This window comes from Micromonospora sp. Llam0, assembly GCF_003751085.1.
In the GTDB taxonomy this organism is placed as follows: Bacteria; Actinomycetota; Actinomycetes; order Mycobacteriales; family Micromonosporaceae; genus Micromonospora_E.
Window position 1 is genome coordinate 1011155 of sequence record NZ_RJJY01000002.1, and the last position, 13610, is coordinate 1024764.

Annotated in this window: 17 protein-coding genes and 1 pseudogene; 10 read left to right on the forward strand and 8 right to left on the reverse strand. The window is 68.7% G+C overall.

Annotated features, from left to right (window positions below; all coding sequences use genetic code 11):
* Positions 1 to 86 precede the first annotated feature (86 nt).
* The 3 genes from EDC02_RS31920 (at position 87) to EDC02_RS31930 (ending at position 2393) form a co-directional block, all read left to right on the forward strand.
* A complete protein-coding gene (locus EDC02_RS31920) occupies positions 87 to 290 on the forward strand; it encodes a DUF397 domain-containing protein (RefSeq protein ID WP_123607296.1) in 204 nt (67 codons plus the stop codon).
* 156 nt (positions 291 to 446) lie between these two features.
* Positions 447 to 911 (forward strand): hypothetical protein, encoded by a 465-nt coding sequence (locus EDC02_RS31925; RefSeq protein WP_199757994.1) that lies wholly within the window; start codon positions 447 to 449, stop codon positions 909 to 911.
* A 93-nt stretch (positions 912 to 1004) separates the two neighbouring features.
* Positions 1005 to 2393, forward strand: a complete 1389-nt coding sequence (locus EDC02_RS31930) for an IS1380 family transposase (RefSeq protein WP_199757464.1) — start codon at positions 1005 to 1007, stop codon at positions 2391 to 2393.
* Positions 2394 to 2574: 181 nt separating this feature from the next.
* On the opposite strand, the gene EDC02_RS31935 is transcribed toward EDC02_RS31930, so the two are convergent.
* Positions 2575 to 3045, reverse strand: a complete 471-nt coding sequence (locus EDC02_RS31935) for a MarR family winged helix-turn-helix transcriptional regulator (protein WP_123605953.1) — start codon at positions 3043 to 3045, stop codon at positions 2575 to 2577.
* Positions 3046 to 3106: 61 nt separating this feature from the next.
* On the opposite strand from EDC02_RS31935, the gene EDC02_RS31940 reads away from it, so the two are divergent.
* Positions 3107 to 3475: a VOC family protein gene (locus tag EDC02_RS31940; RefSeq protein WP_123605954.1), complete on the forward strand. Its 369-nt coding sequence runs from the start codon at positions 3107 to 3109 to the stop codon at positions 3473 to 3475.
* A gap of 120 nt (positions 3476 to 3595) precedes the next feature.
* On the opposite strand, the gene EDC02_RS39865 is transcribed toward EDC02_RS31940, so the two are convergent.
* Positions 3596 to 3748, reverse strand: a complete 153-nt coding sequence (locus EDC02_RS39865) for a DUF4291 domain-containing protein (RefSeq protein ID WP_148083724.1) — start codon at positions 3746 to 3748, stop codon at positions 3596 to 3598.
* 111 nt (positions 3749 to 3859) lie between these two features.
* Entirely contained in the window at positions 3860 to 5029 is a 1170-nt protein-coding gene (locus EDC02_RS31945) for an RNA-guided endonuclease TnpB family protein (RefSeq protein ID WP_123607297.1), read from the reverse strand.
* A gap of 25 nt (positions 5030 to 5054) precedes the next feature.
* Here EDC02_RS31945 and tnpA point away from each other — a divergent pair, with 25 nt between their 5' ends.
* Complete coding sequence (gene tnpA, locus EDC02_RS31950; protein ID WP_123605955.1) at positions 5055 to 5471, forward strand: IS200/IS605 family transposase; 417 nt, start codon at positions 5055 to 5057, stop codon at positions 5469 to 5471.
* An 82-nt stretch (positions 5472 to 5553) separates the two neighbouring features.
* Here tnpA and EDC02_RS31955 read toward each other — a convergent pair.
* Positions 5554 to 6000, reverse strand: a pseudogene (locus EDC02_RS31955) (DUF4291 domain-containing protein); the annotation flags it as partial.
* On the opposite strand from EDC02_RS31955, the gene EDC02_RS31960 reads away from it, so the two are divergent.
* The 3 genes from EDC02_RS31960 to EDC02_RS31970 all read left to right on the forward strand — a co-directional run bounded on the left by EDC02_RS31960 (position 5993) and on the right by EDC02_RS31970 (position 8306).
* Positions 5993 to 6430, forward strand: a complete 438-nt coding sequence (locus tag EDC02_RS31960) for a hypothetical protein (protein WP_148083725.1) — start codon at positions 5993 to 5995, stop codon at positions 6428 to 6430. The pseudogene EDC02_RS31955 and the gene EDC02_RS31960 overlap by 8 nt on opposite strands.
* Complete coding sequence (locus EDC02_RS31965; RefSeq protein WP_123605958.1) at positions 6427 to 6714, forward strand: CopG family transcriptional regulator; 288 nt, start codon at positions 6427 to 6429, stop codon at positions 6712 to 6714. The genes EDC02_RS31960 and EDC02_RS31965 overlap by 4 nt, the downstream gene beginning before the upstream one ends.
* Positions 6715 to 6869: 155 nt before the next feature.
* Entirely contained in the window at positions 6870 to 8306 is a 1437-nt protein-coding gene (locus tag EDC02_RS31970) for a gamma-aminobutyraldehyde dehydrogenase (protein ID WP_123605959.1), read from the forward strand.
* Here EDC02_RS31970 and EDC02_RS31975 read toward each other — a convergent pair.
* The 4 genes from EDC02_RS31975 to EDC02_RS31990 are packed head-to-tail and all read right to left on the reverse strand — an operon-like array spanning position 8284 to position 12459.
* Positions 8284 to 9123: an ABC transporter permease gene (locus tag EDC02_RS31975; RefSeq protein WP_123605960.1), complete on the reverse strand. Its 840-nt coding sequence runs from the start codon at positions 9121 to 9123 to the stop codon at positions 8284 to 8286. The two genes, EDC02_RS31970 and EDC02_RS31975, sit on opposite strands and share 23 nt — an antisense overlap.
* The gene (locus EDC02_RS31980) at positions 9123 to 10034 is read right to left on the reverse strand and encodes an ABC transporter permease (RefSeq protein ID WP_123605961.1); all 912 of its coding nucleotides are present in this window, start codon (positions 10032 to 10034) and stop codon (positions 9123 to 9125) included. Before EDC02_RS31980 ends, EDC02_RS31975 begins: the two co-directional genes overlap by 1 nt.
* Positions 10031 to 11209, reverse strand: a complete 1179-nt coding sequence (locus tag EDC02_RS31985; RefSeq protein WP_123605962.1) for an ABC transporter ATP-binding protein — start codon at positions 11207 to 11209, stop codon at positions 10031 to 10033. Before EDC02_RS31985 ends, EDC02_RS31980 begins: the two co-directional genes overlap by 4 nt.
* Positions 11210 to 11220: 11 nt before the next feature.
* Positions 11221 to 12459 (reverse strand): PotD/PotF family extracellular solute-binding protein, encoded by a 1239-nt coding sequence (locus tag EDC02_RS31990; protein ID WP_233606556.1) that lies wholly within the window; start codon positions 12457 to 12459, stop codon positions 11221 to 11223.
* Between the two features lie 233 nt (positions 12460 to 12692).
* Here EDC02_RS31990 and EDC02_RS31995 point away from each other — a divergent pair, with 233 nt between their 5' ends.
* Positions 12693 to 13175 (forward strand): Lrp/AsnC family transcriptional regulator, encoded by a 483-nt coding sequence (locus EDC02_RS31995; protein ID WP_123605964.1) that lies wholly within the window; start codon positions 12693 to 12695, stop codon positions 13173 to 13175.
* Between the two features lie 187 nt (positions 13176 to 13362).
* Positions 13363 to 13572, forward strand: coding sequence for a hypothetical protein (locus tag EDC02_RS32000; protein ID WP_123605965.1), 210 nt, complete (start codon positions 13363 to 13365; stop codon positions 13570 to 13572).
* Positions 13573 to 13610 lie beyond the last annotated feature (38 nt).

The window sequence follows — 13610 nt, forward strand, 5'->3', positions numbered from 1 at the left end:
GGTCTCCTGGACCGACCCTGATGATCATGATCGAAGGCGCGGCGCTACCAAACCCGATGCAGTCAAGTCCTAGCGGGGAGCACGCCATGCTCATCCATAGCCCTGAACAGCCGATCTGGCGCAAGAGCACTCGGAGCAATGGGATAGGTCAGTGCGTCGAGGTCGCCACCACCGTCCCCGCCACAGTCCTCGTACGCGACAGCAAAGACCCCGCCGGCCCGGCACTCACCTTCTCCCCCGCCGGCTGGACGTCCTTCCTCTCCACCCTCACCCCCGACGCTCTCAGCTGACCCGAGGCTTAGAGCTGCCCTCCCATGCCGTAGACAGACGACGCAGGTAGCGACATTCGGCAAGTGGATGTTCCGACCCTCCACCGTTCAGGTGATGTCTGCCCGGCGCTCAAGCGGCGTACCCTCGATCGTCTGTGGACTGAATGGAGGCCATCGATGAGCACTGTCGCTGACTCGCTCGCCGACGGCGCAACCCCGATGAGTGCCTACGAAGAGCAGGTGTGGGACAGGCTCAACGAGCACTGGCAGCGCCGCAACAACCGCCGTGGTCTACCGAACTGGGCGAGCACTGCACTCGATCGCTCCGGCGAGGTCGCGCGAAACGCCGCGAGCCGGGCCACCAGGGCTGTGCCAGAGACGATCAAGGAACCAGTGCGCCGCGGAGGCGACGCGGTTGCCAGCATGGCCCTGCGGCCAGCGGCCGAGGCTGCCGCAGCGCTGCTGGAGTTGGTCAACGCCTGGGCCTTGGAGCTCAACGACCCGAAGGGCGTCGAAAAAATTGCCCGCAAGCGTGGCATCGAGTTGGACAGTTTCACTGAGCTGCGGCAGCAGGACCTCAAGGCCTGCGACCGGCTACTGACCCGCAACACACTGAGCCTCGATCCACCGATGAAGGTTTGACCGGCAGGACCCCGGCTACAGAAAGTGCCCTCTGAACTGGAAGGATAGGAGTTCTGACGCTTCTATCACTCGGTTCGAGAGGGCACCTCGCAGGTGAGAATACGCCAGGACGCGCCGGTGGTGCGCGCGACGTTCGACGATCCGAATCTGGTGTCGTGTGCCGGTCTCGTTCCGGTGATGCGCCTTGCCGAGCAGGCCGGTCTGCACGACGCGGTCGCAGACCGGGTCAGGCTACCGACGGACAAGGGCGCGAACCCGGCCGGCAAGGTCGCCACGATCGTGGCCGGGATGCTCGCGGGCGCGGACAGCATCGACGACCTCGACATCGCCCGGCACGGCGGCATGCGGTCGCTGTTCGGCGGCGTGTACGCGCCGTCGACACTCGGGTCGTTCCTGCGTACGTTCACCCACGGGCACGTACGGCAGTTACAGGCCGCCGCCCGCGACACCCTGATCGGTCTGACCGGCCGGGCACCGATCCTGACCGGCGCCGACACCCTGTGCTTCGTGGACATCGACTCCATGCTGCGGCGGGTGTACGGCAAGCAGAAGCAGGGCATCGGGTTCGGCCACGCCAAGGTCGGCGGCTACAACGTCTACCTGCGCGGCTACAACCCCCTGGTCGCGACGCTGTCCACCCCGCTGTCCGCGCCGGTGATCGCCGCCACGAGGCTGCGGTCGGGTAACGCCGGCTCGGCCCGGGGCGCCGCCACCATGATCGCCGAGGCCATCACGACCGCCCGGGCATGCGGCGCTTCGGGGGAGATCATGGTGCGAGCGGACTCGGCGTTCTACGCCAAGACGGTGATCAGCGGCTGCCGGCGTCGTGGCGTGCGGTTCTCGGTCACCTGCCGCATCGACCCGAAGATCCGCGCCGCGTGCGACGGCATCGCCGCCGACCAGTGGGTCGACATCACCTATCCGCAGGCCGTCTGGGACGAAGACGCCGGCCGGTGGATCTCCGACGCGCAGATCGCCGAAACCACGTACACCGCGTTCGCCGGCACCCGACACGAGGCGACCGCCCGGCTGATCGTGCGCCGCGTCCGCCGCGACGACCCGCAACAGATCCCCGGCCAGGACGAACTCCTGCCGACCTACCGGTACCACGCCGTGTTCACCGACAGCCCGTACACCCTCGTCCAGGCCGAAGCCCAGCACCGGCAACACGCGATCATCGAGCACGTCAACGCCGACCTGATCACCGGGCCCCTCGCCCACCTGCCCTCCGGACACTTCAGCGCCAACGACGCCTGGCTGACCTGCGCCGCGATCACGCACAACCTCACCCGCGCCGCCGGACACCTCGCCGCGGGCACCTGGTCGACCGCCAGACCCGCCACCATCCGGACCCGGATCATCACCGTCGCGGCCCGCCTCGCCCACCGGGCCCGCACCATCCACCTACACCTGCCCGAGTACTGGCCCTGGCAGGCGGCGTTCGACAACCTGTTCACCGCCGTCCAGCCGGCACCCGGCTGACCACACCCCACCAGCCGAAACCAGGCGGCCCGACCACAGGCCACAATCCCCGTTCCACCTCGAACCCTCACCCTCGGAGCAAGCCGATCACGTGATCGGCGACTCCCTCACGCCCGCCCCACCACCCCAATACAGAAATGTTCAACCAACATTTAGCGGCAACCGCGTCGGTGGATCGAGGCTAAGCGCCGTCGTTGCCATCGCGCAGGGAACGGACCATCCGCCGCAGGATCCGCAACGCCTCCGATTGCTCGGTCTCGGTCAACCCGGCCAGCATCCTGACCTCGACCGACCGGACCGCGACGGTCGCCTTTTCGAGACTCTGCCGACCCAGAGGCGTGAGCCGCGTGGGCAGCACCTTCCCGACGGGCGCTTCCGCCGGTCTGGTCACGTAGCCCTCTCGCTCCAGCGTCTGGAGCAGCACGTTCATTGACTGCCGGGTCACGAAGGCGCCCCGCGCGAGCTCGGAGTTCGACAGGCCTGGCCGTTGCGCCAGCAACTCCAGGCACGAGTAACGCGTCACGCTCATCCCGAGTGGTCGCAGAACCTCCTCCATGGCCACCCGGAGCGCGCTCGACGCCTCCTTCAGCAGATAGCCCAGCGATGTCTCCAGGTCGACGCCCTGCCCATTGCCCCGCCCGCCTTGACTCATGTCAGCATCCTGACATACATTACGCGATGTCAGGAACCTGACACGACCGGAGGAGATCATCATGCCCGTCACCGGCCCCGACTTCATCTCGCTGCAGGCACGCGACCTCGACGCCTCGCGGGCGTTCTACGAGCAGTATTTCGGGCTCGTACGCTCGCCGGCCGGGCCTGCGCACGCCGTCGTCTTCGAGACCAAGCCCATCGCGTTCGCGCTGCGCGAGATCGTCCCCGGCACCGACCTTGGATCCGTTGCTCAGCCGGGCATCGGTGCAGCCATCTGGCTCCACGCCACAGACGTGCAGGACATTCACGATGCTCTCGTCGCCGACGGTCACACCATCGTCTCCGCGCCGATCGACGGCCCCTTCGGTCGGACCTTCACCTTCGCCGACCCCGACGGCTACCAGGTCACTCTGCACGACCGCGCCTGACGAGCCCCGGACCCACATGATGCCTCCGATGGCTTGATGCCTCAGGTGCATCAAGATGCACCTGAGGCATCAAGCTCAACCAGTACCAACGGCTGACGTGCTCGATCCCGTCCTGCGGTATCAGCAGGTCGCCGCCGGTATCGGGTCGGCGCCGATGACCGCCGCAACCTCGACCGGCAACGGATAGACCCGCTCGGCCGGCAGTAGGGCACCAGCACCCGCGTCATCACCAGCGGAAAGCCGGTCACGCACGGCGTGCGCCAGCCCGGTCACCTCGGTGATAGTGACGGTCCACTCGTCGACTTGACATCCTCGCCGCCCTAAACCGCGGCGATTCCAGCCACGCCGCGCGTGACACGCGCGGCGTTCTGGTGGGTTACCGTTTCACCGCGCGGTGCCGGGGACGGGTCCCGGTCCTACCCGCGCTCCACGGTCGTTGAAGTCCGCCTGCCCGGCGGCCTTGATGTTGATCGCCGCGTTGACGTCCCGGTCGTGGTGACCGCCGCACGGACAGACCCACGACCGCACGTTCAACGCCATCTGCTCGTTGATCCGGCCACAGTCCGAGCACATCCGGGTGGACGGGAGCCACCGGTCCACCCGGGCGAACGTACGCCCGTACCTCGCCGCCTTGCACTCCAGCATGCCGACGAACGACGACCATCCCGCGTCGTGCACCGACCTCGCCAGCCGGGTCCGACCGAGACCGACGACACACAGATCCTCGACATACACCGCTTGATTCTCACGGATGATCGTCGTGGACAACTTGTGCTGCCAGTCCCGCCGGGTGTCGGCCACCCGGGCGTGCGCCCTGGCGACCTTCACGACAGCCTTCCCACGGCGGTTGCCGCCCCGCTGCTTGCGCGACAGGGCCTGCTGCAGCCGCTTGAGCCTGCGGGCCGCACGGCGCAGGAACCTCGGCGCGGCCACCTTCGTACCGTCCGACATGACCGCGAAGTGCGTCAGCCCCAGGTCGATGCCGACCTCCGAGTCCACCTCGGGCAGCGGCTCGTCCTCGCTGGTCTGCACGACGAACGAGGCGAAGTACCGCCCGGCCGCGTCCCGGATGACCGTCACGGACGACGGGTCCGACGGCAGGGTCCGGGACCAGCGGACCGCGAGGTCGCCGATCTTCGGCAACCGCAGACGACCGTTGTCCAGCACCGTGAACCGGGAATCGCGGGTGAAGCGGATGGCCTGCCGGTTGTCCTTACGGGACCGGAACCTCGGCGGGGCCACCTTCGTACCCTTGCGTCTGCCGGTGATCGAGGCGAAGAAGTTGCGGTAGGCGGTGTTGAGGTCCGCGAGGGCCCGCTGCAACACCACCGCGGACACCTCGCCGAGCCACGCCCGCTCCGGAGCCGCCTTGGCCCGCGTGATGACCCGCTTGGACGGCTCGGCGTCCGACACGTACGGCAGGCCCTGCTCGTGGGCGGTCTGCCGTGCGCGCAGCCCGTCGTTGAACACCACCCGCGCGCACCCGAACGCCCGGGCCAGCTCAACCTGCTGGCCGGGTGTCGGGTAGACCCGGAACTGGTACCGGAGCTGCACGAACCACACGATATCATGTTGGTCTATGGCAGAAGTTGAGGGTATCCGTACCGGTAGACACTGCGTCTTCGCGATGCATGTTCATTTGGTTTTCGTGACGAAGTTCCGGCACACGGTGTTCGCCGACCGGCACCTGTCCCGCATGGAACAGATCATGCGGGACGTATGCCGCGACTTCGAGGCCGAACTGGTCGAGTTCAACGGCGGCCACAACCACGTCCACCTGCTGGTCGACCACCCACCCAAAGTCGCCGTTTCCCGCCTGGTCAACTCACTCAAGGGCGTCCCGTCGCGCCGCCCGCGGCAGGAGTTCCCCGACCTCGCACGCCACTACTACCGGGCCAACAAACTCTGGTCGGGCTCGTACTTCGCCGGCTCCGTCGGCGGCGCACCACTGAGCATCGTCAAGCAGTACATCGAGCAGCAAAACCGGCCAGGTTAGAGCACTGCCCGGGCCCTGGCGGCCCTCCCAGCGCGGGCCTTCACCCCCGGGCCTGAAGGCCGGAGCACTGGCCCGCATTCCGGTAGCGGTCGACTGCGTCGCCGGACAGCCCCACCTGCAGCGACCGGTACGGCAGCGGTCCGAGCCGCAGCGACCGCTCAGGATCCCACTGCACCCGCACCGGGCTCGTCCTCACCCGTTGCGCCCAGGTATCGCGATCCGGGTACAAGCTTCGGTCGAAGTGGCTCAGGCACGCTGCCGCCAGCGCCCGCTCGAACCCGCTGCGCCGGATCTCGACCGCCAGCACCCGCTCCTGACCGGGCTTGGACGCCCACCCGCACCGGTACATCATCCACAGGAACGACGGCTTGATCCACGTCATCCGGTCCCGCTTGAACGGGGCCACGAATCGCCCGTTCGCCAACGCCGGCACTGCGATCTCCGCCGGATACGCCTGGTACACGGTGACGGTGTCGGCGGTGTACCGACCCCGGACCTGCCGATGACGACCCTCCACGCATGTGATCATCGCCGATGCAGCCGACGGTCATCCACCAGATTCCGCCCAGCATCCGCACGGCCGTAACACGCTCCGCCTGCTAGGGCCTTACGCGCCGACGTCACTCAGAGCTGCGACAGCAGCGCTGCCGGTGCGCACGTTTTACGCGTTGTACGCTGGTGTCGTGGTTGCGCGAGAGTACGGGTGGACTGAGGCCGGCAAGATCAGCGCGGCACGGCACGGCGTCTCCGAACGGGAGACGGTCGAAGCGCTCTACTCGCCGCAGCGGATCGAGAACCACATCGGGACACTCCTGCTGGCGGTAGCTGGCCTGGCTGACACAGCACGCGTGATCATGGTGCTGTGTGAGCGGGTGGGGAAGGTCAACAGCTACGCGATCCTGGCGGCTCGGCCTGCGACGCCGGAGGAGGTCAAGCAGTGGATGGAGGGGACACGATGAGTGCGAGCCGTGATCCGCGGATGATGAGCCGCGAAGAGCTGGTGGCGTATTTCGACCAGGGTGGCGACATCTCGGAGCTGCTACGCGACGCCTCCAGAGGCCCCGATCTTGGCCCTACGCCGTCACCGGAGAGCGTACCCATGATCGTTACCGGAGTCCGCCTCTCCGCGACGGCCGTGCGGCGGCTGGACGAACTCGCCGGCAACGACAAGGGAGGCCGGTCGGGGCTCATTCGTCAGGCGATCGACGAGTTCCTCGCCCGACACGCCGACGAAGCGGCGTGAGACACGCTGACGAGGCGGCACGGTCCAGCAACGCGCGCACGGAAACAGTTGCCGTACCTCTTGTCTGCTGCGATTTCGGTCGCGAAGATGGCTCCTAGCTGGCGGATACCTCATCCTGCCTGATCCAGGCCGAGCCGACGTGCAGGAGCCGAACGATGACCGACAAGCAGACGGTGCGCAACTTTGTCGACGGCGGCTACGTCGACCCGGTCGACGGCGGCTACCAGGACCTGGTCGACCCGTGCACCGGTGAGGTGTTCGCCCAATCACCAACGTCCAGCCCCGCCGACGTCGACCGGGCCATGTCGGCCGCCGCCACCGCCTTCGAAAGCTGGCGGGACACCACCCCGGCGCAGCGGCAGCTGGCCCTGCTCAAGCTGGCCGACGCGGTCGAGGCCCGCGCCGCCGACCTGGTCGACGCCGAGGTCCGCAACACCGGCAAGCCACGCCAGCTGACCGCCGACGAGGAGCTGCCGCCCAGCGTCGACCAGCTCCGGTTCTTCGCCGGGGCGGCCCGGGTGCTGGAGGGCAAATCGGCCGGCGAGTACCTGGCCGGGCACACCTCCTACGTACGCCGGGAGCCGATCGGGGTCTGCGCGCAGGTGACGCCCTGGAACTACCCGCTGATGATGGCGGTCTGGAAGATCGCCCCGGCGCTGGCCGCCGGCAACACGGTGGTGCTCAAACCGTCCGACACCACCCCGCTGTCCACGCTGCTGCTGGCCGAGATCGCCGCCGAGTTCCTGCCGCCGGGCGTGTTCAACGTGGTCTGCGGCGACCGGGACACCGGCCGGGCGTTGGTCGCCCACCCGACCCCGGAGTTCGTGTCGATCACCGGTTCCACCCGGGCCGGCATGGAGGTGGCGGCCGCCGCCGCACCCGACCTCAAGCGCACCCACCTGGAACTGGGCGGCAAGGCCCCGGTGGTGGTCTTCGACGACGCCGACGTGGCGGCGGCTGCCGAGGCGATCGCCGGTGCCGGCTACTTCAACGCCGGGCAGGACTGCACCGCGGCGACCCGGGTGTTGGCCGGACCGGGCGTGCACGACGACTTCGTCGCCGCCCTGGCCGAGCAGGCCCGGTCGACGAAAACCGGACTACCGGACGAGCCGGACGTGGCGTACGGGCCGTTGAACAACGCCGACCAGTTGGGCCGGGTCACCGGCTTCGTCGACCGGCTACCGGACCACGCGCAGCTGCACACCGGCGGCGCGCGCGTCGGTGACCGGGGCTACTTCTACGCCCCGACGGTGGTCGCCGGGGTGCGCCAGCCGGACGAGATCATCCAGGACGAGGTGTTCGGGCCGGTGATCACCGTGCAGCGCTTCACCGACGAGGACGAGGCGGTCCGGTGGGCCAACGGCGTCAGGTACGGCCTGTCCGCCTCCGTGTGGACCCGCGACCACGGCCGGGCGATGCGGATGACCCGCCGGCTCGACTTCGGCTGCGTCTGGGTCAACACCCATATCCCGATCGTGGCGGAGATGCCGCACGGCGGCTTCAAGCACTCCGGCCACGGCAAGGACCTGTCCATGTACGGGCTGGAGGACTACACCCGACTCAAGCACGTCATGCACGCGATCGAGGACTGACCTGGCCTCGCCGCCGCCCGAGGGCACCGCCGAGCACCACCAGCAGCAGCGCGACCGCGAACATCGCCGTGCCGATCACGTTGACCTGCGGCGGGATGCCACGCTGGGCGGCGCCCCAGACGTACATCGGGAAGGTGACGGTGGTGCCGGAGTTGAAGTTCGTCACGATGAAGTCGTCGAACGACAGCGAGAAGGCCAGCAGCGCGGCGGCCACGATGCCGGGCAGCACCAGCGGCAGGGTGACCAGGCGGAACGTCTGCCATTCGGAGGCGTACAGGTCCATCGCCGCCTCCTCCAGGCGGGTGTCCATGCCGGCCAGCCGCGCCTTCACGGTGACCACGACGAAGCTCAGGCAGAACATCACGTGGGCGGTCACCACGGTCCAGAAGCCCAGCGGCACCGCCCCGGCCACGAACAGGGTGAGCAGCGACGAGCCCATCACCAGCTCCGGCGTGGCCATCGGCAGGAAAATCAGCAGGTTGACCGCGGACCGGCCACGGAACCGGTGCCGGACCAGCGCGAACGCCATCAGCGTGCCGAGGATCGTCGCCCCGGCGGTGGCCAGGAAACCGATCTGTACGCTGCGCAGCACCGCGTCGCACATCTCGCTGGTGGCACACGGCTGCCGCCAGTTGTCCAACGTGAACTCGTTGAAGTCGTAGGACAGCCGGCTGGACGGCCGGTTGAAGGACAACCCGGCGACCACCGCCACCGGCAGCAGCAGGTAGCCGAGCACCAGCAGACCGACGCCGAGCACCCAGCGGTCGACCAGCCACCGGGCCAGCCGCGCACCGGTCCCCGTCGCGCCCCGGCCCATCACAGCACCTCCTCGGTGCCGGTGCGCCGGACGTAGACCGACACGATGATCAGGATCGCCGCCATCAGCAGGAACGACAGCGCCGCCGCCTGCGGATAGTCCAGCCGCACCAGGAACGCCGAGTCGATCACGTTGCCGATCATGTACTCGTTGGGGGTGCCGAGCAGCCGGGCGTTGATGTAGTCACCGGAGGCCGGGATGAAGGTCAGCAGGGTGCCGGCGACCAGGCCGGGTGCCGACAACGGCAGGGTCACCCGCCAGAAGGCCCGCGCCGGGCTGGCGTACAGGTCACTGGCCGCCTCCAGCAGCCGGGGATCGAGCCGGTCCAGGCTCGCGTACAGCGGCAGCACCATGAACGGCAGGAAGTTGTACGTCAGCCCGAGCACCACCGCGACCGGGGTGAACAGCAGCCGGCCGTCCGGCGCGAGCAGGTGCAGATCCCGCAGTACGCCGACCAGCCAGCCGTTCTCCGACAGGATCGTCTTCCAGGCCAGGGTGCGCACCAGGAAACTGGTGAACATCGGGGCGACGACGCAGACCAGCATCAGGTTCTTCCACCGGCCGGCCCGCCGGGCGATCGCGTACGCCAGCGGGTAGCCGAGCAGCACCGCGATGACCGTGGCGATGCCGGCGAAGAGGAAGCCGCGACCGAACTGCGTCCAGTACGCCGCCAGCGCGTCCGGGTAGTTGCCGAACGACCAGGTCATCGCGTACCCGGTGGCCAGCGAGCCGGTCGGGTCGTACAGGCTGGTCGCGGCGAGCTGCACCGCCGGCACCGCGAAGAACAGGATCAGCCACGCCCCGCCGGGCAGGAGCAGCAGGTACGGCAGCAGCCGGCTGCGCCGCCGGACGGCCGGCACCGGGGCGGGTGGCTTTCCCGCTCCGCCGCCGACGTGGGCCAGGACGCTCATGAGGCGGGTACGGCGTCGTCGAGCAGCGGGGCGGTCTGGTCGCCGGTGCCCGGCTCGCGGGCCAGCAGGAAGGCGTGCGCCGGCTGCCAGTAGGCGGCCACCTCGGCACCGACCGGCAGCAGAGCTCCGTCCCCGCTGTTCGGGCTGAACACGCTCAGCTCGGTGCCCCAGCCGGTACGCACCTGATACTGGGTGCTGACCCCGAGGTACGCCAACTCGGTGACCACGCCGGTGACCGACTGCGCCCCGGCCGGCACGGCGTCGGCGTCCCGGGTCAGGGCGAGCTTTTCCGGGCGTACCCCCAGATGGACCGGACCGTCGACGGACCGGGACCGGGCCGCGGGCACGGTGAACCGCGAGCCGTACGCGGTGACCAGCACGTCGTCGCCGGATCGGCCGGTGGCCTCGCCGGCCAGCAGGTTCGACTGGCCGAGAAAGTTCGCCACGAACGCGGTCGCCGGAAATTCGTACATCTGCGCGGGTGGGCCGAGCTGCTCGATCCGGCCGGCGTTCATCACCGCGACCGTGTCGGCCATCGTCATGGCCTCCTCCTGGTCGTGGGTAACGTGCACGAAGGTGATGCCGACCTCGGTCTGGATGCGTTTCAGCTCGGCCTGCATCTGCCGGCGCAGTTTGAGGTCGAGCGCGCCGAGCGGTTCGTCGAGCAGCAGCACCTGCGGGTGGTTGATCAACGCGCGGGCCAGGGCGACCCGCTGCTGCTGCCCGCCGGAGAGCTGCTGCGGGCGGCGCGGGCCGAACCCGTCGAGCTGCACCAGGGCGAGCATCCGATCGACCTGCGGGCGCACGTCGCGGATGCCACGCCGCCGCAGTCCGAACGCGACGTTGTCGGCCACACTGAGGTGCGGAAACAGCGCATAGCTCTGGAAGACGGTGTTCACCGGCCGCCGGTACGGCCGCAGCCGGGTGATGTCCCGCCCGCCGAGCAGCAGCCGGCCGCTGGTGGGCTGTTCCAGCCCGGCGACCATCCGCAACGTGGTGGTCTTGCCGCAGCCGGAGGCGCCGAGCAGGGCGAAGAACGCGCCCTGCGGGATCGTCAGGTCGAGTCCGTCCACGGCGGTGAACGGGCCGAACCGCTTGGTCAGGTCGGTCAGCTGCAGGTCACCGGCGGGTGGGTCGGCTGGGCGTGGGCCGCCGCCGGTCGGGTCGGTCGCCATCGGTGCCTGCCTCAGGCCCCGATGACCTGCTGGAACTTCTGCTCGTACGTGCGTTCCTGCTCCTCGGTCAGCGCCATGAACACGGCCGACCGGGCGAGCAGCGCCTCGTCGGGGAAGATCAGCGGGTTGGCGGCCAGCTCCGGGTCGATGGCGGTCATCGCCTCCTGGGCACCGGCGACCGGGCAGATGAAGTTGACGTACGCGGCGACCTCGGCGGCGACCGCCGGGTGGTAGTAGTGGTCCATCAGCTTCTCGGCGTTGGTCTTGTGGGCGGCCTGGTTCGGCACCTGCATGTTGTCGGAGAACAGGATCAGCCCGGACTCCGGTGCATGGAAGACGATGTTGGGATCCTCGGCGGCCAGCTGAATCACGTCGCCGGACCAGCCGATGCAGGCGGCGACGTCGCCCCGGGCCAGGTCGGCGGCGTAGTCGTTGCCGGTGAACCGGCGGATCTGCCCGTCGGCGACCGCCTGGCGCAGCTTCTCCAGAGCGTCGTCGAACTGGGCGTCAGTGAAGGCGGCCGGGTCGTGCCCGTTGGACTGCAGCAGCAGACCCATGGTGTCGCGCATTTCGGTCAACGCGGTCACCCGGCCTTTGAGGTCGGCCCGGGTGAGCAGGTCGTCGATGGTGCGGACCTCGCCGGTGACGGTGCCGTTGTAGGCGATCCCGGTCAGCCCGGACTGCCACGGTACGGCGTACGAGTCGTCGGGGTCGAACGGCCGGGCCTTCAGCGACGGCAGCAGGTTGGCCGTGACGTTGGGCAGGTTCGCCTTGTCGAGGGACTGCACCCAGCCGAGTCGGATCATCCGGGCGGCGAGCCAGTCGGTGAGCACCATGATGTCCCGCCCGGTGGGCTGGCAGGCTGACAACTGGTTCTGCACCTTGCCGAAGAACTCGTTGTTGTCGTTGATGTCCTCGGTGTACGTGACCGTGATGCCGGAGGTCTGCTGGAACGCCTCCAGGGTGGGTCGGCGGCTCTCGTCAACGGCGTCGACGTCGATGTACTGCGGCCAGTTCGAGAAGTTGATCACCTGTTCGCTGTCGGACAGGTCCTCGCTGACGCAGCTCTCCTCGGTCTGCTGGGCGGCCGGGGTGCCGCAGGCGGCGAGCGCGCCGCCGGCGATCAGCAGCCCGCCGGAGGTGGCGGCGCCGCAGACCAGGGTGCGCCGGGTGAGGTTACGGCGCATGCCGAGGGCGGAGAGCAGGGCGGCGGCCGGCGCCGAGGGCGGGGGGCGGAGGCGACTGCGCATGGACGGCTCCTGAAGGGTGCGGGCCGGCGGGGCCGACCCGGAGGCAAGGCGTAGTTTGTCAACCGATCAGACGCCGATCCTGGCATGCAGATGCGCACTTCACAAGGGATTCCGTTGCGCCGCTCGCCATTGGCCACGAAATACGCCAGACTCGGACTCTTAACGCCGGGCCACTCGGCGACGTATCAGCGGTGCGGCACAATGCGCCGATTCTGACAGACGAGGAGACCCGGATGGGGACACGACAGCAGGGTGGCGGCGGCTCCGGTCACGCCGTCCTCGACGACGTGGCGAAACAGATCATCGAACAGCTGCAGGAGGACGGACGGCGTCCGTACGCCACCATCGGCAAGGCGGTCGGGCTCTCCGAGGCGGCGGTCCGCCAGCGGGTGCAGCGGCTGCTCGACGCCGGGGTGATGCAGATCGTCGCGGTCACCGATCCGCTGCAGCTCGGCTTCCCCCGCCAGGCGATGATCGGGCTGCGTACCGCCGGGGATCTGGAGACGGTCGCCGACCGGCTCGCGGAGCTGGACGAGGTCGACTACGTGGTGATCACCGCCGGGTCGTTCGACCTGCTCACCGAGGTGGTCTGCCGCAACGACGACCACCTGCTGGAGATCCTGCAGCGGCTGCGTTCGGTCGAAGGGGTCGTCTCCACCGAGGCGTTCGTCTATCTGAAGCTGCGCAAGCAGACCTACACCTGGGGTACGGCCTGACCCGCGTCAGCACCGCCCCACCGACGAGACCGCGAGTGGGCACCGATGCGACATATGTCGATTGTTCATCGGGGTCCACAGAGGCCAACACTCGATGCTACTTTGGAGCTACCCATGGTGACTAGACGGAGAGGCATCAGCCGTGCGCAATTATCTTCGCAGCGCCTTGGCGGGAACGCTACTGGCCGTGGCAACCACCATCGCACTCACGGCCACCCCAGCGCAGAGCGCCCCGCCCGACTACCACACCGTCATTTACTACTACTACTCGGACAGCAGCCACGCCACCGAGGTCGGCATCGGGTACCACTTCCACTGCCCGGATGGCAACTATAAGTATCTGACGGGCGAACGTACGGTGTACTTCACCTCGATCACAGTCCCGTACTGCTTCTAGCCCGACCAGGACGGCACGGTGCGGCCGCAAGCCGGTCG

Excerpts from the sequence above, each read along its gene's own strand:
- EDC02_RS31920 (WP_123607296.1), top strand. The coding sequence starts at position 87 with ATGCTCATCCATAGCCCTGAACAGCCGATCTGGCGCAAGAGCACTCGG.
- EDC02_RS31925 (WP_199757994.1), top strand. The coding sequence starts at position 447 with ATGAGCACTGTCGCTGACTCGCTCGCCGACGGCGCAACCCCGATGAGT.
- EDC02_RS31935 (WP_123605953.1), bottom strand. The coding sequence starts at position 3,045 with ATGAGTCAAGGCGGGCGGGGCAATGGGCAGGGCGTCGACCTGGAGACA.
- EDC02_RS31940 (WP_123605954.1), top strand. The coding sequence starts at position 3,107 with ATGCCCGTCACCGGCCCCGACTTCATCTCGCTGCAGGCACGCGACCTC.
- tnpA (WP_123605955.1), top strand. The coding sequence starts at position 5,055 with ATGGCAGAAGTTGAGGGTATCCGTACCGGTAGACACTGCGTCTTCGCG.
- EDC02_RS31965 (WP_123605958.1), top strand. The coding sequence starts at position 6,427 with ATGAGTGCGAGCCGTGATCCGCGGATGATGAGCCGCGAAGAGCTGGTG.
- EDC02_RS31970 (WP_123605959.1), top strand. The coding sequence starts at position 6,870 with ATGACCGACAAGCAGACGGTGCGCAACTTTGTCGACGGCGGCTACGTC.
- EDC02_RS31975 (WP_123605960.1), bottom strand. The coding sequence starts at position 9,123 with ATGGGCCGGGGCGCGACGGGGACCGGTGCGCGGCTGGCCCGGTGGCTG.
- EDC02_RS31980 (WP_123605961.1), bottom strand. The coding sequence starts at position 10,034 with ATGAGCGTCCTGGCCCACGTCGGCGGCGGAGCGGGAAAGCCACCCGCC.
- EDC02_RS31985 (WP_123605962.1), bottom strand. The coding sequence starts at position 11,209 with ATGGCGACCGACCCGACCGGCGGCGGCCCACGCCCAGCCGACCCACCC.
- EDC02_RS31990 (WP_233606556.1), bottom strand. The coding sequence starts at position 12,459 with ATGCGCAGTCGCCTCCGCCCCCCGCCCTCGGCGCCGGCCGCCGCCCTG.
- EDC02_RS31995 (WP_123605964.1), top strand. The coding sequence starts at position 12,693 with ATGGGGACACGACAGCAGGGTGGCGGCGGCTCCGGTCACGCCGTCCTC.